The following is a 22,074-nucleotide window of genomic DNA, read 5'->3' as shown; positions in this document are numbered from 1 at the left end:
TAATATAAATCCATTAATCTCAAAGCCCACTCATAAGTGGTTTGCATTTTTTTGTTGCTTCATACGACTTCACTTATCAATTCTATCAAGTTCGTTTTAGCTATTACCCAAGTTGTTTGATATTGAATCTGAGAATTTGATCTGCATCGTCTGAGCAGACGAAAGACTCTGTTTTAATCTTTCACAAACTGAAAATAACTTTTTAATTTTCTCAACTAACCTGTATTGCTCCGCTAACGGTGGAAGCGGGAATGCGTACAGTTTTACACTATTTGCTGATAAGTTGGGTTGCGCCGAGCCATTGTCAAACCTGAATATCTGGCTTCTACCAAAAGGGCTTATCAAGTACCAATATACAAATTGACTAAGCTCAAGTTTGTGCAACCTTATAATCATCAAAGACGAGGCAATAGCCCCATGATTAAAAGGTTCAACGAATGCTGTTTTCCCAAAAGTTGCGCCGCGCAAACAATAAACCAGATCCCCCTTTTTAACTTTACCGCTCCTCAGGGAATCGAATTTCTCCTGGGTAATAAAGTTCATTTCACTCTCGGAAAGAAGGCCATTTTTTGTAATATGACCTGTATTTATCCATGGAATACCCTCTGATACATATTCAGCTTTATTCGGGTAATTTTTCCCCCTATCACCATTTATAAATTCAGCTAATTCTCCAAACTTGCACCACTGCCAACCCGTTGGCAATTGAAACTCCATTTCGCTATCAGTAAGCAATGGTAACTTTTGTGTCTTTTTAATTTTCTTGTCTTTTATCTGCTGTTGTTTTTCTACAGCGATGCGCTCTAGCAGTTTTGATGCGGGTTCGTCGTTAGGGTCTTGTTTTACCAGTTTGCCCATTACTGCGAGTTGCAGGATGGTTTGTTTTAGCTGGTCGATACTGTCTTCTGTGGTAAAAAGCACGTCAAAGTGTTCGCTGATGCGCTGCCAGCTTTCGTTTAGCTCGTCTGCATCTTTTGCGTTGGTGAGTGTTTCTAGTAGTGATTTGACGAGTGTTTGATGCGCTTCGATACTGGCTTCGGTTTGTGACTCTAGTTGGTCGCAGAGAGTCATTAGATCATTGACTCTTTTTACTATTCTCGCTTGTTCTTGTAAGGGTGCTACTGGAACAAGGAGCGATTGTACTGCACTCGTATTCAATTCCACTTGTTTAGTAGAACCTGAAACAAGTGAGTTTTCATGATCTGGCGCTATTCTCATTTGCACTGTTGGAGAGGATATAAAGCACCACAAATACCAACTCTGAATACACAATGGTCTTATTACCGTAACATGTGAATCAGCTACAAGAATTTGGTTTTGAATATTTGGAAGCACATTTATCCTCCCAACAGTCCCCGTTCCAGTTGAATTCCATAGTAAATCAGACTCTTTTAAATACCTTTCTTCACCATAGCTTCCCAAGCTTTCATCAGCAATGAATCTAGCTTGAGCATCTGAGAAGCCTGAATTCTGAATACACTTTTGGGAAATAACTTTAACGTTGCCTTCTTCAGCATACTTCGGGCCTTTACCCCGTTGAATGTAAGAAGTTACGTCCTGCAAATATGTCCAACTCCAGCTTTCTGGAAGTTCAAAGGGTACATCACTTTCAGAAAACGTAGGCAATGCCTTCGGCTTCTTGATCAATTCATCTTTAATTAGACCTACTTTTTGAGCCTTGATTCTTTCTAACAGCAAGACAGCAGGTTCATCGCTTGGATCTTGATGAACTAGTTTCCCCCTTACGGCTAAATCTAATATCAACTCTCGCAGTTTCTTTATACCGTAAAGCTCGCGTTTATTAGAACTCCCCCGCCCTGAAGCTGATTTGGTTTTAATGGCTGATGTCCAGACATCCAGGTTTTCAGTAATGATGCTTTCTACTGACATTAGGCTTCGCCCTCAGAATCTGATGACAGAGCTTCAGCCAGTATGCCTTTTAGCTGATCGCGCAATGCCTGAATTTCTTGCTGCTGTTCTTCGTATTGCTGAAGCAGCTCGTCAGGATCGTGGCTTTCTACTTCGCCTACGTGTGGATTTTTAATATCGAGGTTAAAGTTGCGTTCGATGACTTCTTCGATAGAAACTTTCCAGGCTTGTTCGTTCTCTACGCGGCTGGCAAAGTCATCTGTTTCTGTACCCCACCATTCTTGTTCGGTTTGGAATTCTTCGAACTTCATTGGCTTGGTTTTGGAGTAGTTTTTTACGCCTTCTGGGTAAGGATGTTCGTAGAACCAAATCTCTTTGGTTGGTTTACCTTTGGTGAAAAACAGCAGGTTGGTTTTAATGCCTGTGTACGGGTTAAATACGCCGTTAGGTAGTCGAACTATGGTGTGCAGATTACACTCTTCTGTGAGTAGCTTTTTGATTTTGGTTTTAACACCTTCACCGAACAGTGTGCCGTCTGGCAATACCACTGCGGCACGTCCGCCGTCTTTCAATACTTCGATGATGAGCTGTAAGAACAGATCGGCAGTTTCACGTGTCTGCATATCTGAGGGGAAGTTCTTTTCGATTCCGTCCTCTTCGGTTCCACCAAATGGCGGGTTTGTAACGATAACATCAAACTCGCTATCCCAGTTTGAAAGAGGGCGGTTAAGCGTGTTGTCGTGTCGGATTTGCACAGGTACTTCAATACCGTGCAGCATCATATTTGTGGTGGCTAATAGGTGTGGAAGCTGTTTTTTCTCTACGCCGTGAATTTGGTTTTGCAGCGTTTTATGGTCGGCTACAGTTTTTACATATTTTGATTTAACGTGGTCAACTGAACACGCAAGAAATCCGCCTGTGCCACATGCCGGATCAAATACCTTATCGCCTAATTTCGGGTCTATTCGATCTACAATAAAACGGGTTACTGCACGGGGGGTATAGAATTCCCCTGCATTACCTGCACTTTGCAGATCACGTAAAATTTGCTCGTAGATATCACCGAATAAATGACGTTCTTTTGAGTCGGTAAAATCGATCTCATTGAGCTTGTTAATTACCTGGCGTAGCAGCGTGCCGTTCTTCATGTAGTTGAAGGCATCGGAGAACGCTTCGCGTACGATAAAGCCACGGGGGTTCTTATCGATTGGCGCTGTTAAGTTTTTAAGTGCTGGGAATAGGTCGTCATTCACGAACTCCATTAACTCATCGCCCGTGATCCCTTCATCATCGGCTGCCCAATTGCGCCACAGATACTTAGGTGGAATTGGCTCACGGTAGTCATCCATTTCAAATTCCAGCTCTTCTTCCTGGGCATCGAATATTTTTAAGAAGAGTAACCATGACATCTGGCCTAAACGCTGAGCATCACCATCAACGCCAGCGTCTTTTCTCATGATGTCTTGAATGGATTTAATAACGGTACTTATTGACATACTTTCTTATTTCTCTGATTCTTTATTTTGCAGCCTGAGCGGTGCTCAGGCTGATTTATTTGGTGTGGTGCTGTAGATGGCTTTTTCCAGTTCAGCTATGGCTGCTTCATATTCTTTTTTGCCACCAAAACCTTTTTTGGCAATTTCGATGGGACGGCCAAACTCTACAACTTTACCTGTTTTAAGGGCGTCTTTGCTTTCCAGAGCCTCTACGCCCTCATCACTGTATTTATTCAACAGTTCATTCAAAACGGCCTGCGCCATTTCGCTGTACTTGGTGAAGTAGTTGCGCTTTTTAACATTGTTTGCGCGTTCTTTGCGCGTTAGCGGAGGCTGGTCGAAAACAACGTGACATATCATATCAAATGGGTCTAATTCTTTCCCAATTTCTGCTTCCAATACTTCCCAAATAACACCTTCTGATGCTAATTCATCTATGATGACTTGTTTGCGCTCTGCGCTGTTCCAGCGCTTGATGAAATCATCAAGGGATGCAAAAGATTTCGTGAGAGTCTTCTTGGTATAGTCTTTAAATGACTCGGTAACGAGTTTGCCATCTTCATCATAATACTGAACACGCTCCCCTACTTTCTTAACCGCTACACCATTAATGTGATATTTGGTGACGGTGGTTTCTTCATCTTCGTCCCAACCTGTTTGTGGTGCATCTCCACCTTCAGAGAAATCAAAGTCATCATCGCTGCTAAGACTATCGGGGCTATCTGTAGTGCCTTCGGGTTCACCCTCTGTGTCGTGCCCGTCTAGAATATCGTTAAAATCAGAATCTTCATCATTGATATCACTGGGCTTAGTGTTGATAACTTTTTCAGGAATACCGTCAAAACGCTCATCTGCAAAAAGCTCTGTGGCCTTTTTGAAATCGAGGATAGTGAACCAGAGCTTGCCAAATTTGTCATCAATACGGGTGCCTCTGCCGATGATCTGTTTGAACTTGGTCATACTCTGAATGTTCTGATCGAGCACAACCAGCTTGCAGGTTTTGGCATCAACACCCGTTGTCATAAGTTCTGATGTAGTTGCGATAACAGGATAAGTGCGTTTGGGGTTAATGAAGTTATCCAGCTGGCCTTTACCAATGGCATCATCACCTGTGATCTTCATGACGTACTTATCATTTTTGGCATACTGTTCTGGGTTACAGTTAATTAGCGCCCTGCGCATTCGTTCGGCATGGTCGATGTCGTTACAGAACACAATTGTTTTTGCTAAGGGATCGGTACGTTTCAGGTAATTAGTAATTGTCTCTGCTACAAGTTGAGTGCGCTCATCGATGACCAAAGTACGGTCAAAGTCTTTCTGGTTGTAAATTCGGTCTTCTACTTCATTACCATGCTTATCAACCTGCCCTTTGGTTGGTCGCCAACCTTGCAAGTCGATATCCAAATCCACACGCACTACCTTGTAAGGGGCAAGAAAGCCGTCTTCAATGCCTTCCTTTAATGAGTACATATAAACTGGCTCACCAAAGTAGTCGATGTTAGACACTTCATCGGTTTCTTTCGGCGTAGCAGTTAAGCCGATCTGAGTAGCAGCGCTAAAGTATTCAAGAATTTCGCGCCAGGCACTTTCTTCAGATGCACTGCCTCTATGGCACTCATCAATCACGATAAGGTCGAAGAAGTCGGGATCAACCTGCTTATAGGCCTTCTGGCTTTCATCAGGGCCAGTTAAAGCCTGATATAGCGCTTAGTGAACTTCATAAGCAGGATCGACTCTTCTCCCTGATATTCGAGACATGGCTTGCCCAAAAGGCTGAAAATCGCCCGTTTGGGTCTGCTCGACTAATGCAGTCCTATCCGCCAAGAATAAAACACGCTTCTTCGCTTTAGCTTTCCACAAGCGCCAGATAATTTGAAAGGCCGTATAGGTTTTACCTGTGCCTGTCGCCATTACCAGCAAGATCCTGTCTTTTCCTGAGGATACTGCTTCTACGGTTTTATTAATTGCTTGTAACTGGTAGTAACGCGGCGATTTACCAGAACCATCGTCATAGTAGTCTTGCGTGATAATGGGTAACTGTGATTCTTTATAACCTTTATACGCACAGTATTTTGCCCACAATTGTGAAGGCGTTGGGAAGTCTTCTAGACTAATTTCAGTTTCAAGTTGCTGAGGATTCGTTTTGTCGTGAAAGATAAAACCGTCACCATTACTGGCGAAGATGAAAGGGACATCGAGTAACTTGGCGTAATCCAACCCTTGCTGCATTCCTTTGCCGATTTCATGCTTATTAGCTTTGGCTTCAATAACAGCCAGGGGCATTGAGGGTTTGTGATAAAGCACGATATCGGCGGATTTTACTTTTTTACGTGCAGCAACCATTCCACGAACGACAACTTTACCGTCACGCAGTTTCACTTCCTGACGGATCTGGGTCATATCATCCCAACCTGCTTGTTTAACCGCAGGCATGATGAACTTAGATATGATATCGGTTTCTGATAGCGCTTTTTTATTCACTGAACTCATACGTACTCCGTATACAGTTCACGTGAAGGGCCAAAGACAATTCTCTAATTGAGAACTGAGTTGATTCCCTTCAGCGTGACGAGATAGTCCTTTTGTGCGATGCTTGCGTGCATTCGTCTCTTATTAGACAAAAGTATCAGAACACCGCCTTATTGTCACTCATACGTACTGTAATCAGTTGTGCGACGATATAGTCTATTTTAAATAAATAGCTGAGGGTATATAGCCCCCTTTACTCGCGACGGCATACTTAATGTTCTTCATAGTAATTTGATGCTCTACACCAAAGTGCTTAAATATATCAACGAGGTTTTCAAAGACTTTATTCTTTTCTTCAATCTCAATCAGCATCGTTCGGTGAGGGTAACTGTAATCCTCCAGATAAAAACTTATTTCTACTAAGTATTTGTATTGCTCCGTGTAGAACAGCCTTAAAGAGACAAAATTAGAGGTCGCAGGTAGCAGGGATTCATTGGTGACACTTTTTTTGATTGACTGAGCATCAAATTTAAGCAGACTTTTTTCATTAAAAGGCTTCTCTAAACGGAACAGATCGTTGCCTTCCCATACGCATTTCCCGATAACCACATACTCTTGATTAGGTAGTTTTTTGCGATTCAGCGTTAGCTTTCTACCAAATTTAAATCCATCGTTAGCCTCAAAAATATGCGCAAATGAGTTAGACTGGCAAATTCTACTCAATTTAAATAACGCAATTAGTTCGAAGGTGTGCTGAGTTGGGTTGTAATAGTCCAAGTTCAAAGTGAAGCCAGGCTCAATTTGTTTACAGATACCGCGTAGAGTAATGAAATCCGAATTTGGAAAATCCCATCTGACTTCGCTACCAATTGCAATAGGCATAGTCACATCTTTTTGGTAATAAAGGTTTTCATAGAACTCTCTATTTTTGATTACCTTTTCGTCACTCAGCAAACGAAGGGCAGTATCGCACCAATGTTGAAAATAGGAGTGTGAAAGGAGTCGATTAAATAGCTTAATTTTATGCTCTTTCACCAGTCGATTATTTTTTTGTTCAGTTCCAGAAGTATTTTCTCCCCTTTCTACCATCGGAATATGCACATAGCCTTTAACTAGCCTTTCATCAACGTTTATGACATTTAATACGCTAGTTATAAAGCCCTCAGAATTTACCAGCGCAACAACACTCGCTAATTGATTGAGTAAACCGTTATCAATAAATGCTTTATTCACATTGCTAAGGCCTACTAACTCTGCCTCTACCCAGTGACCGCCCGAGGTCGAAGGTAAGCCATATAATTCTTGTATCACCTCCGACTCTTTTTCCGACAGCCGACGTCTACCAGACTTAATTTCACTAACTCGTGAAGGCTCTAAGTTCAAATCTTTGGCGACTTGACCACTGCTGGATATCGAGCACGCGTGTTCAATATAGTGTTTTGATATCTGCTTATTTAGTTTTGTTTCAGTTTCTTTCACAGCTTTCTCCTCGTTTTCGTCACCATACAATCGCAAACAATGAGTTACGTTAAAAGCGTAATTTATGTGTAATTTTTACACTTAAACAAAAAATCAAGTAAAACACTAAATCAATCCGAGAAACCGCTGACGCGCTATTCATCGACTTTTACATACAGATAAGCTCACGAAGATAGCCGTTAACGAAAAAGTTCTCCCTGTTTGACCCTTTTTAAGGCTGAAGACATAAAAGGAGAAATACATGAAATGTAATCGGCAATTTTTTATTGCATTGTTTGACGTACTTAGCTCACAACTAATCACGATTGGAGACATTCTATTTGTGATTTTTGTTGTCCAGCTAATAACTCAATTCGAAGTGGCAGAGAGTTATCCGTTTACCGGAATGAAAGGCTATTTGCTAATTTTGCTTATCTATTTATTATCTCTTGCTTGTCACTTACAAAGTGCAAGGCTGCGAAAAAAATAGAACGTTCTTGGAGCACCCGCTGGGTGCTCTTTTTTCGTCTAATTATTTGTCCATTACCACCCGCAACTTGCTTTTCGCTCTCATCGAAGATGCAAACAACGTAATCGGTACGATTATGTAAAAAAGCTTGAGCAAAGCTCAATAACGACTGCGCAGATAATAGTTTTGTGAAACAGAACAATTATCGGAGCCGGAGGCAGCATCGCAGATTTAGCCAGATTTCATTTTGCTTATGCAAAATTGCTTGTAATTACGGAGTAATTGCAAGCAACTGAAACACCAACGGTGTGAACTCTGCGATGGGGTATTCAAAGCGCAGCTTTCCCTGAGTAGAGCATGGTGGAATGTGGCTAAATCAGCGGTAGCTGACTCCGAGCAACGCTTCTGTCGAATTCGCGTAGCAATGAGTGCCTGAGCAGCGACGAGTCGCGTCCGCTCAGGCTTGCAGAAGTGTTGCTACAACGAAGTTGTTTGTGTTTTTCGTCAGAAAATCACTATTGCTAAGCACACTGCTTAGCGTTGCGAAGCTTGGGCATAGTGCAAAGCATTGTGCCCCACCCTGCCTATTTATCCTCGTGTGAATCTATTTACTTTCGACGTAAAAATACAGGAGAAAATATGAACTACGTTGAAAGAGCAATTGAAAAATCACTGACGCATATCATTATAGCGGGAGCTTCAGATCCAGGTACTTTGGGTATGCAAAGAGAGAATGCCGTTCTGGCAATTCTCGGGGTTTTTCGAGTTTCCAGTAAGAGCGTATTACAGCGTCACTTGGGACTTAGTCGAGAGGCAGTGAACAAACTCGTAAATCGCATGAAGAAAAAGCAGCTGATTACTTTGCACAGTTCTTTTGCAAACACTGATAAGGGATTTATTTTACTCACCTCACAAGGCATCAGAGAAGCTGAGTTTCTTTTGAATAGAGAGCTGCACCTTCGTTCTGATGCGAGCAGAATCAATGAGCGAAATTTAATACATGATCTCTCAGTTCAAATAGTAATTTTGGATTTAGCGAAGCGTCAAAAGATCACTGGATTCGCATCAGAAAAAGACCTCGCGATACTGCTTGAAAATCGAGGCAATGACCAGCGATTGGTCGATGGTTTAGTTGTAGATGCCGACACAGGGTGTACTGTCGCAATTGAAATGGAGACATCTAATGCAAAGAATAAGGGGAACGGCAAGCTCCGAGAGGGTATCCTCACTAAATATCTACAAGAGCTTGAAGACACTAATGGCTTATATGAGTTCGTTTACATGTACAGCCACAGACAGCGTTTTTTGACTCAGATCGAAAAGGCCCATTCGAAGTTGTTTTCAGCTAATCGCTCACAGTTCTCTCGTGAGCAACAAACTTTACTGGCGAGCCGCATTAAGTTTAAAGCTCAAGAATGTAATGTTATTTACGAACTCATGTTCAATAGTAAACGTCAGTTAGGCGACGACAAGTTAGAGTTAGTTCGGAAAGATTCATATCTACAACAGTTAGAACAACTCGAAAAGTTAGCTCACACAACAGGAGACAGAGTTATTCAAATCCGCCGTGACGGATTCATAGAAGCAGGAAAGTTAATGGGGTTGATTGAATAACAAAAACTCAGTTTGACCTATAGGGAGCCTGATGGCTCCCATCTTTTGTCCTCTATTGCTTCGACAACAAACGCAAATCGCGATGATTATTGCTCATCATCTACAGCCAGCACCTCTAGGCTGGCTGCGAACCGTGGCAAAAGCGCAGCCGAGGTTTACCGCACTTTCAATATCATTCCCATATGACTTAAGAATATGGCTAAAGAAAGTAAGACTGTGGTTCTGCATACTTAGATATATAGTAAGCGATCAATATAGACCCGGATCACCCCATTTTATCTAAGTCGCTCGTTAATTTTTTGTCCGCGAATCTCTCTTTCCAGACTCTTGGCGTCAGGTCGAGTACGTCTTTGGCCGGATGCAGTGCTACACGCTGCAAGACATCCACGAGGTAATGGTAGGGATTGACGCCTTGCAGGCGGCAAGTCACCATCAGGCTTTGTAATATGCCCAGTTGTTCAGCCCCGAGTTCGGACCAGCAGAACAAATAGTTTTTTCTGCCCATGGGAATAACCCGCAGTGCCCGCTCAAGATGATTGGTATCCAGGGGTAACGCCGGGTTACTCAGGAACACCTTGAGTTGGCTCTCCCGCTCATGCGCATAGTGAAGCGCCTTGGCGAAGGGGGATTTGGGCAGTAAATCGGTGCGCTGGCGTTGTTGGTAGACCCACCGGAAGAACTCAGTGACTAAGGGTTCGCTGTGTTGTTGCCGGTAGGTATGGATATCAGCCAGGTCTGATTGCTTATCCCGGATGTGTTTTTCATGCCGGTAGAGCGTGGCGATGATATCCAGTGCCTGTTGCGCTGTTTGCGGCTCACTGTCGAGGGCTTTTTCAAAGCCTCTGCGCATGTGTACCCAACAGGCAGCGTGCACAATCTGCAGTTCGTGTTGATTTAATTGTTCAACCGTTTTGGTGTAAGCGGCATAGCCGTCGGTCAGCAAGGTACCGGTAAAGTCCTGTAGCTGTGCTTTGGCATGCAACATGCCCCGGCTGTGACTCCAGGTAAACGCCACCTCATCACTGTCACCGTACATCGGCCAGAAGTAGGTTTGTTTCATTTGCCCCGGTTTTCGGCCAGCCCCTTTGGTACGCCCGGCTTTGATGGGCACTTCATCCATCATCAGGATTTTGCTTTGCAGAATGTGCTGCCACTGGGCCTTGGCGATGGGCCGAAGCAGCTCAATGCCTTGTTGTATCCAATTGATTAGGGTAGCCCGACTAAGGGTAATGCCGCTATCGAGCATCCGTTGATGTTGGCGGTGAAGTGGTAAGTGATACACCGCTTTATCCACCATTAGGCCGGCAAGTAGTGAGACATCGCAGTAACAGCCTTCCAGTACATTGATGGGGGCTGGGGTATCCTTAAGGGTTTGCGTGGTTTTATGACGCACGACCTGACGACGATACACCAGTACCACATAACTGCCGGGCTGTTGTGCTAAGCGACGGGTTTCTTTGATATCCACGACATCATACTGGTCGGCATTCGTTCCTTGTAACTCAGGCGCAGGCACATCAATAATCAGCTGAGGCACCGTCTCATCAAAACGCAGGCCTTCATCATTCACATCCGAGTCGCGGCGTTGTTTTTGGGATGAGCGGGTATGGGCCTTCACCGGTTTGGTGTCTGCCGGTAAGGCGTGCGACTCTCCCTCGTCAAACAGGCTGCTCTGGGCCGGATTATCCACCAACACCTTTTCAGACTTACGCCCGAACAACTGGCGTTTAAGCCAGTCGAGTTGATGCTTGAGTTGCGCAACTTCATCTGATAAAGCCGCAATTTGTGCATCTTTCAAGGTGTTATCTGAGGGCGTTTTCATGGGCTAAATTATAACAAAATCAGTCAATTAAATCGCCTGTTTTGTTTGTCTTTTTGCCAGTAAATGCCATCAATCAAACACTGTAACTGAGCACTGTTTAATGGTGTTTTTGCTGTACCGTCAGTGACTTTGGCGAAGGTGCCTTTTTCTAACCGTTTACTCCACAAACAATAACCGCCCTGGTAGTAATACAACACCTTGAGCTGGGTACGGCGTTTATTGATAAACACAAACCAGTCACCACAATGCGCTTGCATCCCCAGTTTGCCCTGTACCAGTGCCGCCAGCCCATCAAACTGTTTGCGCATATCGGTATTACCGGTATACAGCCAAATACGCCCATTGGATAAGGGTAACATCAGGCAGCCCGGTTCATCCGCAGCACCACACCACCGGGTAATGCCAGTTCAATCTCCCAGGCAGAGCCTGCGCTCTGGTTCGCACTTGCTGGCATATCAAAGGCAAGCCAGTTATCTTGCTGCGCAAGCGATTGGCTATCATCGCTCAGTTTTTTACGCCACAGATAGAAGTTTGATACTGTTAACGCATGCTGTGCACAAAATTCACTGACTGTCAGTTCGCCTGCTGCTTGCTTATCAATCAATTCCTGCCATTGCTCGCGTGTTCGTCTTTTTGTTGCCATCGATTAAGTCTCCGTGAGTAAAATCTACGGGGACCATTTTACGGGGTAGCTCCGCCGGGAAAAGACGGTCTAAATTGATCGCTTACGATATATAGTCACCGACCTAGGAGAATTTTTAGTTTACAGCGCTTTGTGTATCCCTTTCTGTCAGAATTTTTCAAAAGTCATCACAAACGAGGTAATCATGTCGATTACGGACATCAATAAAACGAAAGCTCCAAACCTTGGAACTACCTATTTCCGTCTTGAACGTCTAGAGCAAGCGCTTCACATTGCAATACGCTGTATAGACAAGACTTATAATTCAGAAATCATTCGCCAAGAAATCATTTCAAACTACGACATTGACTGGGAAGAAAGAAGCAAAATTGTAAAACAAGCTGAAGAGCTAGCCGAAAATTTGTGGGACATCAAACTGTCAGCAACAGCCGCATTAGAACCACACGTGCCACATGATATGCGCTGGGACTTTGAGAATGATGCAGCAGAGAGACTAGATGAATGTCTAGCAGAAATCCTAGCTACTAAGAAGTCTATAGCAGCACGTTACGAGGGTTGGTAGGTAGACGAATAATTCGCCTACAAAGCCCCTAGTTAGTTAAAGGACTAACTAGGAGTAAAACAAATGAGAATATACTATGAAAGCCTTTTCAACGCGTGCCTGAAACTAAGCGGGAAGTGGATGTCGCTGAGCAATGCAATAATTGCTATTGCGACAGTCAATACACTCTGGAACGTTGCATTTTTGCTGCTGGATTATCCAGAGTTCATTGTATACCAATCCCTTTCGAATAGACTGTACCTAATCGCTTTCGGGTGTCTTGGGGTCGGTTTAGCTCTAGCGTTAATTGCGTTTTTTGCTATGCGAAAATTGGAAGGCGAATAATATTGAGCACCCGTGAGGGTGCTTTTTTAGTTCTACGCGTAAAGGCCACACGATTCAACTCAAGGCGCTAAGTGGACATTGGATATTTCTAACTCGCAAGTCCACTTCAGGCAAACCGCAGACGGTCACTCTTTGCTAAACGGCTTAAAATAGGCTGGCTGTAATTGCGAGGGACGAGCACAGCCAGCCGTTTGTGTCCGTTTAAGCAACTTGTTAACTCGTAGTATAAGTAGTTACCTTACCATCATATTTGGATGTTTCTGTACCAAAAGTTACGAGTTTCCCTTCGCTTTCTTGAATTCTGTCTAAAGCTTTATTGAGCTTCATGATCACAGATTTTTCTACAAACTCAATAAGATCCTTGAAGGCATCATATTCAGTATCAGTTATCCCTAACGTAAAAGAGTATGTGTGTTTAAAAAATATCACATCCTCTTCTTCTTTAACTGCGACACCAGCTACATGTCGGTCTGATAAATCATTATGTGCCACAAATTTATTTCTAATGTCCATAACTTTTTCATGAGTTGCTAGTTTTTCCTTTTGCTCTTTAAATATTTCCTTTTTATTTAAAGTGATTCTACCTTTTCCGCTAGAAGAGAAGCTTTTAGCGTAAGAAATTACATAACTACGAAATAATGCTGTAAGCGATCAATTTAGACCGTCTTTTCCTCATTGAACTACCCCGTAAAATAGTCCCCGTAGATTTTACTCACGGAGACTTAATCGATGGCAACAAAAAGACGTACACGCGAGCAATGGCAGGTATTGGTTGATAAGCAAGCAGCAAGCGAACTGTCGGTCAGTGAATTTTGTGCACAGCATGCGTTAACAGTATCAAACTTCTATCTGTGGCGTAAAAAACTGAGCGATGATAGCCAATCGCTTGCGCAGCAAGATAACTGGCTTGCCTTTGATATGCCAGCAAGTGCGAACCAGAGCGCAGGCTCTGCCTGGGAGATTGAACTGGCATTACCCGGTGGTGTGGTGCTGCGGATGAACCGGGCTGCCTGATGTTACCCTTATCCAATGGGCGTATTTGGCTGTATACCGGTAATACGGATATGCGCAAACAGTTTGATGGGCTGGCGGCACTGGTACAGGGCAAACTGGGGATGCAGGCGCATTGTGGTGACTGGTTTGTGTTTATCAATAAACGCCGCACGCAGCTAAAGGTGTTGTATTACTACCAGGGCGGCTATTGTTTGTGGAGTAAACGGTTAGAAAAAGGCACCTTCGCCAAAGTCACTGACGGTACAGCAAAAACACCATTAAACAGTGCTCAGTTACAGTGTTTGATTGATGGCATTTACTGGCAAAAAGACAAACAAAACAGGCGATTTAATTGACTGATTTTGTTATAATTTACGCCATGAAAACACATTCTATTAGTCACCTTTCACCGTCTGAAATTGAGGCTGCCTTTGCTCATCAAGCTGAGGAGATTGCGCAACTCAAGCATCAACTTGACTGGCTTAAACGCCAGTTGTTCGGGCGTAAGTCTGAAAAGGTGTTAGTGGATAATCCGGCGCAGAGCAGTTTGTTTGATGAGGGTGAGACACACGCCTTACCGGCAGACACCAAACCGGTGAAGGCCCATACCCGTTCCTCACAAAAGCAACGCCGCGACTCGGATGTGAATGATGAAGGCCTGCGTTTTGATGAGACGGTGCCGCAACAGGTGATTGACCTGCCTGCGCCAGAATTACAGGGGGCGGAGGCCGACCAGTATGAAGTTGTTGATATCAAAGAAACCCGTCGCTTAGCACAACAGCCCGGCAGTTATGTGGTACTGGTGTATCGTCGTCAGGTCGTGCGTCATAAAACCACGCAAACCCTTAAGGATACCCCAGCGCCAACCAATGTACTGGAAGGCTGTTACTGCGATGTTTCATTACTCGCCGGGCTGATGGTGGATAAAGCGGTGTATCACTTACCACTTCACCGCCAACATCAACGGATGCTCGATAGCGGCATTACCCTTAGCCGGGCTACCTTAATCAACTGGATACAACAAGGCATTGAGCTGCTTCGGCCCATTGCCAAAGCCCAGTGGCAACACATCCTGCAAAGTAACATACTGGCCATGGATGAAGTGCCCATTAAAGCCGGGCGCACCAAAGGCGCGGGTCGAAAACCCGGACACATGAAACAAACTTACTTTTGGCCGATGTACGGTGACAGTGATGAAGTGGCCTTTACCTGGAGTCACAGCCGAGGCATGTTGCATGCCAAAGCACAGTTACAGGACTTTACCGGTACCTTGCTGACCGACGGCTATGCTGCTTATACCAAAACTGTTGAGCAGATAAACCAACAAGAACAACAGATTGTGCACGCTGCCTGCTGGGTACACATGCGCAGAGGCTTTGAAAAAGCCCTCGACAGTGAGCCGCAAGCCGCACAGCAGGCACTGGATATTATCGCTGCGCTCTACCGGCATGAAAAACACATCCGGGATAAACAATCAGACCTGGCCGATATCCATTCTTACCGGCAACAACACAGCGAACCACTCGTGACTGACTTCTTCCGGTGGGTCTACCAACAACGACAGCGCACTGATTTACTACCCAAATCCCCCTTCGCCAAGGCGCTTCACTATGCGCATGAGCGAGAAAGCCAACTCAAGGTGTTCCTGAGTAACCCCGCGTTACCCATGGACACCAATCATCTCGAACGGGCACTGCGGGTTATTCCCATGGGCAGAAAAAACTATTTGTTCTGTTGGTCTGAACTCGGAGCTGAACAACTGGGCATATTACAAAGCCTGATGGTGACCTGCCGCCTGCAAGGCGTCAATCCCTACCATTATCTGGTGGATGTATTGCAGCGTGTAGCACTGCACCCGGCCAAAGATGTACTCGACCTGACGCCAAGAGTCTGGAAAGAGAAATTCGCGGACAAAAAATTGACGAGCGATTTAGATAAAATGGGGTGATCCGGGTCTATATTGATCGCTTACATAATGCTTGCTTCAAATAAACGCTATCAAGATCCTCATTTTCATTGTTTTTAAGCAATTCGAGAGATTTTTTGGCTTCAGTGAGCTGCATCAATAAATAAGTCCACTGGTTAACGTACTTAAATCTCACGTCATTAAAATGGTAACCATCATTAACTAAACTATTTAAATTAAACTTAACGTGGTCTGATATTTCATCTGTCATATTTATTTCCGTAGAAAGCTAACGCTCGGCTCACCAGCGCCCAAGCCGGAGAGGTTTTTGCGGTAAAGTGTAGCGTAGTGAAATCAACAAAAAGCGCTTAGATTTGGGCGTCTGCGTGGAGCCGTATGTTGAAGGTTTATTCCGTATCTGGATCAAATGTATATTCTGGGTAATACTGTAAAACCTTATACATTTTTGGAATATTTCTTACAGTTTCAACTTCTACATCTACAACATAAGCCAGTTCGTGCCACTGTTTTTTAAAGTGTTCTGGCGGATGCAACATTGCTTCTTTTACCGCGTTATTTTCAAAAATGACTTTCATGCTCTTGCTAGAAAGATCGTCGATAATTGCTCGATTTCCCGTTTCAGAGCTTGGATCGAACTTCGCCTGATACCAATACATAACCTTTCGCCGATGTATGTGATCTTCAGGTAAATCAAGCTGTTCTATCTTTTTAGAAATTTCATTTTGAATGGCATTAGCTTCTGTAGAGTTAATAGTAAAGTTGTTGATGACGGTTCCACCGTCAGAAACATTAATATTCATTTGCGACCCGTGATCTTTCGCCACAGGCTCAACAAATTTATTCCACTCTTGAAGATCTTGTTTGGTCACCGTTTTAGGAGGGGAGTCTAATTTCCCTAGAAGCCAGTTACATACATCCTGAACAACAGTTGACCACTGAGATAGCGTCCCACTTTCCCAAAGTAAAGGCACTATTGGCGCTGCCTGCGATACTAACTCTATTACTATTGACCCCTTTCGAACCTCCTTAATCAGGAGTTCTGAGCCAATATCAGTTTCTTTATCTGTTTCGCCTTCAACAAACTTGTGAAATTGGTGGTTAAACGATAACAAAGATAACGAAAGATCCTTAAGCGATACAGGATTTTCATTGCTTATAGTAATTTCCATTTTATTATCGAGATCAATTTCTAAGATATTGCTCATGGCTTCCTTTGACCTTTAATAGCATATTATTGAGACTTCATAGTAACACCCGTTTCCACTAAAAAACCATTTTTGTGTTTTCATGGGAAAGGTTAAATGCCTGCTCTACGTATTCAGAAGACCATTGGAAAATTTCTGGCAGGCAATATCATTCTGGTTCGGCCCGTAACACAATGTACTACAACTCATACAGCTCTCTCTGATTCTGGAATAAAATTAAAAAGTGAGGCAACAGTCTGACTACTTGAGCGCTCGCTGAAGAAATAATAACTTTGATTTTTTTTGTCGTATAAATGTGTTTAAAATGAATGCTAGTATGAAAATTGAGATTCAGTATGCCTAAAGAGGTACATAGACAGCGAATAGAGAAATATCTAGATGCGCATGGAGTTTCGATCGAAGAATATGCACTGATGTATCTTACGCGTCAGCTGTCAGACAAATCACCGCAGGACGCTAAAGAAATATTAAAAACTATAATCATTAAAACGAAACATACAGGAATTTTGCAAACTGATGATATTAAGGGCTGAGCTATCCCCACGAATAGTAAAATAAAGTCAAAGAGTTAGGGAACATTCATGGCATTTGGTGATCAGATCTTTCGCCAAAAAAAACCAACACAGAAAACACCATGAATGCACGCTCTATATTGAACAATCTTGTCTCTTTTGTCAGCCATAAAATGCATAAAACCCGCAAACAGGCCGTTGTCGCCTGTGTGCGAAGCTTGATTGAGAGCGGTTCGGCCACTGTGACCAGTATGGGGCGCGGTATCCGTTCCAATGCCTATGAGAAACACCGTATTAAGCGGGCTGACCGGCTGTTATCTAATGGTCACCTCCAGCGTGAAGTACCGTTTATCTATGCAATGATTTGCCGGTTATTTTGTACCTGTAAACATCCTGTCATTGCCGTTGACTGGTCAGATTTGGATAAGTGCAAAAAGCACTTTTTACTTCGCGCCGCAATTGTCGTTAAAGGGCGGCCTATTACCCTTTATCAGGAAGTGCATGATAGAAAAGCCAGTGCAAAAGCGACTACACATAGAGACTTTTTAGAGATATTGCACACGCTCTTACCGGATACCTGCCAGCCCATTATTGTCACTGATGCGGGCTACAAATCGCCGTGGTTTCGTGAAGTGCAGGCATTGAGATGGCATATTGTCGGACGTGTGCGAAAGCCACATTCATATTCGCTGGATGGCGGTAATGAATGGCAATCTATCGCTGAGCTTTATCTAAAGGCTACAACACGGCCCAAGCGATTTGATAACGCGCTTATCGTCAAGTCACGACCTTTTGCCTGTACCTTGGTGTTGGTTAAAGAGAAAGCGAAAGGTCGACGAGCGTTTAATGCCAATGGCTCGCGCCAACGGGATACCAATTCATTGAAATATGCTGATGGCGCAAGAGATCCGTGGCTACTGGCGACGTCATTGCCCTACCATCGTCACTTATCTAAACAAGTCATCGATATTTATCGCCAGCGCATGCAAATAGAAGAAGGCTTTCGGGATATGAAAAGCACGCGCTTTGGTCTGGGGTATGAAAATAATCGCAGCACAACCAAGACACGCATTACTGTTCTGGTCTTGCTTACCACACTGGCTTCGTTAGTGGCTGTACTGTTGGGCATGCTATTAGTTGTCAGTAACAAGCATCGACGCTTTCAGGCAAATACCGAAACAAAATCCGTACTATCCTTTCACTTTCTTGGCTTGAGAGCTTTTAACACCTCAATGCGATTTACCCTGCATCAGTGGAAAAAGACGATCCGCTGGCTTGATGAACTCACCGCTGAAGCTTGCATGAGCAAGAATACATGCTAAATTCGTGGGGATCCCTCAGTATTAAGGGAGAGTTTACCCATTCTAAAGCCACGAAGCCCGTTGCTTTAACACCAGCGCCTAATCTCGACAGGCTCCCCTCATCTGGGAAAGATGATATTAGTGCTGAAGTAAACGATGAACCAAAAAGAGAAGAACGAGACAATAAAATTATTGGATATTATTTGTCAGCACTTCTGTTTTTGTGCCTTATTGTAGGCCTTCTTTTTTGGCGTATCTAATGAAAACCTTTAATTTAACCGTAGTTAAACGACAGTTTTTTTGATTTCAGTGATAAGCTGTTTGAATAGCATTTAGCGACTACGTTGTAATTCACATCAGAGGAGGCGCAGAAAACAAGTATGCATCGACCAAGCTTCTCTAAACACTTAATTACTTCTACTTCCGCTTAACGTACTCTTCTGCCATTTAATTACGAATATTCAAACGGCAGACTTTTGGCCTTATGCGACAGTCAGATTTAATAGAGGAACCCAAAGGAGGATTCAATTAAATATGAAGCATATTTTTTACCGCAAGCTCAGAAGTTGTCATCGCCCTTGCATAAGAAAAAGGGCTGCAAAGCAGCCCTAAAGTAGTTCGATCTGTCCAGTCCACTCATCAATAGCTTCAGTAGAAAAGTACCGATTTTTTGAGACTCCAAACGTATTCTCAAATTCGTCAGAGTCAACAACGTCAGAGTTGATGAAATTGACGATTTGAATCTCAAAGAGTAAAAACAACAAACATCGCTCATGAGGTTCAAAATACTTCTTTTGAAACCCCTCTGGTAGTTGCTTTACTAAAGCATCTGATAGAACAAATCCATTAGTAACGAAAGTTTCGTCTTTATGCTCGTATATATAATCAAGGGTATTTGGGTCAAAGAACCAACACAGGCGGAATTTATCCGGCCACTCTGTTCGTGTTGAACGCTTGAATTGATGAATAAACTTGATATTCAGATCTTGTGTATCTGTCTTGTTGCTCATTTTTAAGTCCTGATAGTAAACCTCAGAACTAACTAGTCCCTCTTCTGGGAGATTTTATGAAGACATAATGACTGACACAGAATTAGACATCAAAAATTGGATATTTGGAGGGTGAGGCGGATCGACTTCGCAATCACATTGCTGCTGAGCTATCGCAGTCAATGAAATTGAAGTTAGCAGATTTTTCCGTAAATTTCTAGTGGTGGAAAAACGATTTAATCGAGGAAAACATGACGCTGCTCTCAAAAACACTTTTCGATCATTGCGATGTTGAAGTTAATTCATCTCCAGACACAGAAGACACTCATATACAAAATCCTGTGACGGTAAATCCAGCATCTGGGCTACCTATGATAAAAGGCTCGGTTGTTGATGTAGCGGGTAATCCACTCGGTACTGATTTTACAGAAGAACAGACCTCTTTACCTAGCTTCCAAGACATCGAGAATCACATGACTGACTCTTTTAGTTGCGATTTGATTCATGCACATTCAGAAACCATATTTGAATGCGAAACTTCGAGCGACACTATATCAGGCAGCTTTGACAACACCTGGGACAATGGTTTTGATGAATATTGAAAGCAGAGGTTGAGTGAAGAAATTCGGTATAAGACTCTCAGAAAACTTTAAAGCCATTTATACCATTATGCTATTTATATATACCTAAAAGGCATACACAAAAGCACGTAATTTTTCTGAAAAAAAATTTTTTTTTGTAACCTGATGCCAGTTTTATAAACAAAGAGAAGAAAGTCTTGACCAACCCAATTAGCATAAATATCGCCGAGGTAATGGACAACCCTGAAAAAATCGAATGGATTCTGAATAAAATCACTTTCCTAGAAACAGAGCTTGCGAAGCTGAAAAAGCCTCAAAACCAGTGGCTAACTTTGGAAGAAGCAGCAGCTGAACTAGGTAAAAGCGTAAGCGCAGTTCGTCAGCGAGTGAAGAATAAGGATAAGCCAATGCCTGAGGGTAAGGTGTGGAAGCAGGCTGATAAAGGTCACGCGATATCTGTAAACGTAGCAAATTTTAGGAAGTATATGTGATGGGTAGTTTGTCAACGAGCATCATGGAACTAATCAGCGAGCATAAGGGCTTGAGCGTGCACAAAGGAAACATCCGTGTGCAGTTCAAAGTACCTGATAAAGTAAGCCCAATCAGAAAATCGCTTGGATACGCGCCTACTAAAACGAATATTGCGCTAGCTGTATCGACTCTGGCAAATATTAAGAATGATATTGCTAACCGTCTTTATGAGATTGATAACGAAGCATTCTGGGATAAACATTTTCCATTACGCTCTGACAGGTTGCCGTCAAAAATGACCATTGAACAATGCTTTTTAGCTTATCGAGAAAAGAAAAAGTCTACGATTTCTGTCTCTATGCAAAATAAGCTGACAACGGCTTTAAACTGGTTGAAATTCTATGGATTTGGCAAAAAGTTTCTCGTTGAACTGGACAGGAAAACACTTGAAGAGTTACGAAGCAAAACCGTTACTGGGAACAAAGAAGGGAAATTTAAAGAAACCAAGTTTAGAGGCTGTTCTGTTGCTACTGTAAACGACTATAGTCATGTTGTAGGCCGAGTCTTGGCTTTTGCAGTAAGAGAAGAGTTCATAAAACACAATCCAATGAAAGACGTCGAACGACTCTCTGAAGACGAGAGTAGAAGTAGAAGATTGAGATCTGTTACTAGAAGCGACATAGACGAGTTGGAAGATGAAGATCTCTATGTTTGCCCGTTCAGCAAAGCTGAATTGGACGAACTGATTGCCACTGTACATCTTCCCCAAACAAAACTAATGATTAGGTTTCTGGCTTGGACAGGCTTACGTCATGGAGAACTGAAAGCACTCGCCTGGGAAGACGTAGATTTAAAAAATAGGAAACTAATCGTCAGGTATAACCTAACAAGGAATGGCACTCTCAAACCGCCTAAGACAAAAAATGGACGTCGGATCGTTAAGCTGCTACCTGAAGCGATTAAAGTTCTGGAAGAGATAAAAGAACTGTCAGCTCAACTTCCAGCACGACAAGAAAGAATCTTATACAAAAACAATAAGTCAGAGCTAGTAATGCGACGAAGAGTATTTCTGAGCCGAGGGAACTTGCCATACAAACGCCCAGAACTCACCACTGTTAACGGACAGTGGGAAGCGTGGCTAAAAAAAGCAGGGCTTCGCCATCGTCCAGCTTATCAACTCCGACATACCTACGCGAGCCAGCTGCTAATGGCAGGAACCAGCGCCCTCTGGCTTGCGAAGCAGATGGGGCATGGGGATACCAGCATGATCCATAAAATATATGGGAAATGGATTGAAGAGGAAAAACCAGAGTTTATGGATAATTTGGCAAAAAGCTTGGGGCAGAGTTACTAGCTATTCCATACCGAG

At 43.2% G+C, this 22,074-nt stretch carries 19 protein-coding genes and 1 pseudogene; 9 read left to right on the top strand and 11 right to left on the bottom strand.

The window, feature by feature from the left end:
* Positions 1-96: 96 nt before the first annotated feature.
* From AC566Q_RS07020 to AC566Q_RS07005, 4 genes and pseudogenes are all read right to left on the bottom strand, one after another.
* Positions 97-1,890: a restriction endonuclease subunit S gene (locus AC566Q_RS07020; protein WP_499615219.1), complete on the bottom strand. Its 1,794-nt coding sequence runs from the start codon at positions 1,888-1,890 to the stop codon at positions 97-99.
* Positions 1,890-3,365, bottom strand: coding sequence for a type I restriction-modification system subunit M (locus AC566Q_RS07015; protein ID WP_499615217.1), 1,476 nt, complete (start codon positions 3,363-3,365; stop codon positions 1,890-1,892). The genes AC566Q_RS07020 and AC566Q_RS07015 overlap by 1 nt, the downstream gene beginning before the upstream one ends.
* A gap of 45 nt (positions 3,366-3,410) precedes the next feature.
* A pseudogene (gene hsdR, locus AC566Q_RS07010) lies at positions 3,411-5,855 on the bottom strand (EcoAI/FtnUII family type I restriction enzme subunit R).
* Between the two features lie 195 nt (positions 5,856-6,050).
* The gene (locus AC566Q_RS07005) at positions 6,051-7,313 is read right to left on the bottom strand and encodes a hypothetical protein (protein WP_499615214.1); all 1,263 of its coding nucleotides are present in this window, start codon (positions 7,311-7,313) and stop codon (positions 6,051-6,053) included.
* A gap of 1,087 nt (positions 7,314-8,400) precedes the next feature.
* On the opposite strand from AC566Q_RS07005, the gene AC566Q_RS07000 reads away from it, so the two are divergent.
* A complete protein-coding gene (locus tag AC566Q_RS07000) occupies positions 8,401-9,375 on the top strand; it encodes a helix-turn-helix domain-containing protein (protein WP_499615212.1) in 975 nt (324 codons plus the stop codon).
* Positions 9,376-9,640: 265 nt separating this feature from the next.
* On the opposite strand, the gene tnpC (AC566Q_RS06995) is transcribed toward AC566Q_RS07000, so the two are convergent.
* From tnpC (AC566Q_RS06995) to tnpA (AC566Q_RS06985), 3 genes are read right to left on the bottom strand one after another with little or no spacing between them, the layout of a single operon-like run.
* The gene (tnpC, locus tag AC566Q_RS06995; protein ID WP_499615209.1) at positions 9,641-11,197 is read right to left on the bottom strand and encodes an IS66 family transposase; all 1,557 of its coding nucleotides are present in this window, start codon (positions 11,195-11,197) and stop codon (positions 9,641-9,643) included.
* A gap of 23 nt (positions 11,198-11,220) precedes the next feature.
* Positions 11,221-11,556 carry an IS66 family insertion sequence element accessory protein TnpB gene (gene tnpB / locus AC566Q_RS06990; protein ID WP_126874057.1) on the bottom strand — a complete coding sequence of 112 codons (336 nt, stop codon included), beginning with the start codon at positions 11,554-11,556 and terminating at the stop codon, positions 11,221-11,223.
* A complete protein-coding gene (gene tnpA / locus AC566Q_RS06985; protein ID WP_024016272.1) occupies positions 11,556-11,840 on the bottom strand; it encodes an IS66 family insertion sequence element accessory protein TnpA in 285 nt (94 codons plus the stop codon). Before tnpA (AC566Q_RS06985) ends, tnpB (AC566Q_RS06990) begins: the two co-directional genes overlap by 1 nt.
* A 184-nt stretch (positions 11,841-12,024) precedes the next feature.
* On the opposite strand from tnpA (AC566Q_RS06985), the gene AC566Q_RS06980 reads away from it, so the two are divergent.
* Positions 12,025-12,402, top strand: a complete 378-nt coding sequence (locus AC566Q_RS06980) for a hypothetical protein (protein ID WP_499615207.1) — start codon at positions 12,025-12,027, stop codon at positions 12,400-12,402.
* Between the two features lie 537 nt (positions 12,403-12,939).
* Here the strand turns inward: AC566Q_RS06980 and AC566Q_RS06975 are convergent.
* On the bottom strand, positions 12,940-13,239 hold the full coding sequence (locus tag AC566Q_RS06975) for a hypothetical protein (protein ID WP_499615205.1): 300 nt from the start codon (positions 13,237-13,239) through the stop codon (positions 12,940-12,942).
* Positions 13,240-13,455: 216 nt separating this feature from the next.
* On the opposite strand from AC566Q_RS06975, the gene tnpA (AC566Q_RS06970) reads away from it, so the two are divergent.
* From tnpA (AC566Q_RS06970) to tnpC (AC566Q_RS06960), 3 genes are read left to right on the top strand one after another with little or no spacing between them, the layout of a single operon-like run.
* Positions 13,456-13,740 carry an IS66 family insertion sequence element accessory protein TnpA gene (tnpA, locus tag AC566Q_RS06970; RefSeq protein WP_126874056.1) on the top strand — a complete coding sequence of 95 codons (285 nt, stop codon included), beginning with the start codon at positions 13,456-13,458 and terminating at the stop codon, positions 13,738-13,740.
* Positions 13,740-14,075: an IS66 family insertion sequence element accessory protein TnpB gene (gene tnpB, locus AC566Q_RS06965; protein WP_126874057.1), complete on the top strand. Its 336-nt coding sequence runs from the start codon at positions 13,740-13,742 to the stop codon at positions 14,073-14,075. The genes tnpA (AC566Q_RS06970) and tnpB (AC566Q_RS06965) overlap by 1 nt, the downstream gene beginning before the upstream one ends.
* A gap of 23 nt (positions 14,076-14,098) precedes the next feature.
* On the top strand, positions 14,099-15,667 hold the full coding sequence (gene tnpC, locus AC566Q_RS06960; RefSeq protein ID WP_499617393.1) for an IS66 family transposase: 1,569 nt from the start codon (positions 14,099-14,101) through the stop codon (positions 15,665-15,667).
* Positions 15,668-15,674: 7 nt separating this feature from the next.
* On the opposite strand, the gene AC566Q_RS06955 is transcribed toward tnpC (AC566Q_RS06960), so the two are convergent.
* Both AC566Q_RS06955 and AC566Q_RS06950 read right to left on the bottom strand, forming a co-directional pair.
* Complete coding sequence (locus tag AC566Q_RS06955) at positions 15,675-15,896, bottom strand: hypothetical protein (RefSeq protein WP_499615202.1); 222 nt, start codon at positions 15,894-15,896, stop codon at positions 15,675-15,677.
* 136 nt (positions 15,897-16,032) lie between these two features.
* Positions 16,033-16,851 carry a hypothetical protein gene (locus tag AC566Q_RS06950; RefSeq protein WP_499615199.1) on the bottom strand — a complete coding sequence of 273 codons (819 nt, stop codon included), beginning with the start codon at positions 16,849-16,851 and terminating at the stop codon, positions 16,033-16,035.
* Positions 16,852-17,485: 634 nt separating this feature from the next.
* On the opposite strand from AC566Q_RS06950, the gene AC566Q_RS06945 reads away from it, so the two are divergent.
* A complete protein-coding gene (locus AC566Q_RS06945) occupies positions 17,486-18,685 on the top strand; it encodes an IS4 family transposase (RefSeq protein ID WP_499607317.1) in 1,200 nt (399 codons plus the stop codon).
* Between the two features lie 587 nt (positions 18,686-19,272).
* Here the strand turns inward: AC566Q_RS06945 and AC566Q_RS06940 are convergent.
* Positions 19,273-19,674 (bottom strand): hypothetical protein, encoded by a 402-nt coding sequence (locus tag AC566Q_RS06940; protein ID WP_499615196.1) that lies wholly within the window; start codon positions 19,672-19,674, stop codon positions 19,273-19,275.
* A gap of 230 nt (positions 19,675-19,904) precedes the next feature.
* Between AC566Q_RS06940 and AC566Q_RS06935 the strand changes: the two genes are divergently transcribed.
* The 3 genes from AC566Q_RS06935 (at position 19,905) to AC566Q_RS06925 (ending at position 22,059) form a co-directional block, all read left to right on the top strand.
* Positions 19,905-20,255 (top strand): hypothetical protein, encoded by a 351-nt coding sequence (locus tag AC566Q_RS06935; RefSeq protein ID WP_499615193.1) that lies wholly within the window; start codon positions 19,905-19,907, stop codon positions 20,253-20,255.
* 176 nt (positions 20,256-20,431) lie between these two features.
* Entirely contained in the window at positions 20,432-20,725 is a 294-nt protein-coding gene (locus tag AC566Q_RS06930) for a hypothetical protein (RefSeq protein WP_499615191.1), read from the top strand.
* 23 nt (positions 20,726-20,748) lie between these two features.
* Positions 20,749-22,059, top strand: a complete 1,311-nt coding sequence (locus tag AC566Q_RS06925) for a tyrosine-type recombinase/integrase (RefSeq protein WP_499615188.1) — start codon at positions 20,749-20,751, stop codon at positions 22,057-22,059.
* The last annotated feature ends 15 nt before the right edge of the window (positions 22,060-22,074 follow it).

The sequence above is a fragment of the Alteromonas sp. H02 genome, from assembly GCF_059682525.1.
This window is presented reverse-complemented; position numbering and strand designations above follow the sequence as displayed.

What these genes read in the sequence shown, in the direction of transcription:
- tnpA (WP_024016272.1), bottom strand. Translation starts at nt 11,840, where the DNA reads ATGGCAACAAAAAGACGAACACGCGAGCAATGGCAGGAATTGATTGAT.
- AC566Q_RS07020 (WP_499615219.1), bottom strand. Translation starts at nt 1,890, where the DNA reads ATGTCAGTAGAAAGCATCATTACTGAAAACCTGGATGTCTGGACATCA.
- AC566Q_RS07000 (WP_499615212.1), top strand. Translation starts at nt 8,401, where the DNA reads ATGAACTACGTTGAAAGAGCAATTGAAAAATCACTGACGCATATCATT.
- AC566Q_RS06925 (WP_499615188.1), top strand. Translation starts at nt 20,749, where the DNA reads ATGGAACTAATCAGCGAGCATAAGGGCTTGAGCGTGCACAAAGGAAAC.
- AC566Q_RS06955 (WP_499615202.1), bottom strand. Translation starts at nt 15,896, where the DNA reads ATGACAGATGAAATATCAGACCACGTTAAGTTTAATTTAAATAGTTTA.
- tnpB (WP_126874057.1), top strand. Translation starts at nt 13,740, where the DNA reads ATGTTACCCTTATCCAATGGGCGTATTTGGCTGTATACCGGTAATACG.
- tnpC (WP_499617393.1), top strand. Translation starts at nt 14,099, where the DNA reads ATGAAAACACATTCTATTAGTCACCTTTCACCGTCTGAAATTGAGGCT.
- AC566Q_RS06935 (WP_499615193.1), top strand. Translation starts at nt 19,905, where the DNA reads ATGACGCTGCTCTCAAAAACACTTTTCGATCATTGCGATGTTGAAGTT.
- tnpC (WP_499615209.1), bottom strand. Translation starts at nt 11,197, where the DNA reads ATGAAAACGCCCTCAGATAACACCTTGAAAGATGCACAAATTGCGGCT.
- AC566Q_RS06975 (WP_499615205.1), bottom strand. Translation starts at nt 13,239, where the DNA reads ATGGACATTAGAAATAAATTTGTGGCACATAATGATTTATCAGACCGA.
- AC566Q_RS06945 (WP_499607317.1), top strand. Translation starts at nt 17,486, where the DNA reads ATGAATGCACGCTCTATATTGAACAATCTTGTCTCTTTTGTCAGCCAT.
- tnpA (WP_126874056.1), top strand. Translation starts at nt 13,456, where the DNA reads ATGGCAACAAAAAGACGTACACGCGAGCAATGGCAGGTATTGGTTGAT.
- AC566Q_RS06980 (WP_499615207.1), top strand. Translation starts at nt 12,025, where the DNA reads ATGTCGATTACGGACATCAATAAAACGAAAGCTCCAAACCTTGGAACT.
- AC566Q_RS07015 (WP_499615217.1), bottom strand. Translation starts at nt 3,365, where the DNA reads ATGTCAATAAGTACCGTTATTAAATCCATTCAAGACATCATGAGAAAA.
- AC566Q_RS06940 (WP_499615196.1), bottom strand. Translation starts at nt 19,674, where the DNA reads ATGAGCAACAAGACAGATACACAAGATCTGAATATCAAGTTTATTCAT.
- AC566Q_RS06950 (WP_499615199.1), bottom strand. Translation starts at nt 16,851, where the DNA reads ATGAGCAATATCTTAGAAATTGATCTCGATAATAAAATGGAAATTACT.
- tnpB (WP_126874057.1), bottom strand. Translation starts at nt 11,556, where the DNA reads ATGTTACCCTTATCCAATGGGCGTATTTGGCTGTATACCGGTAATACC.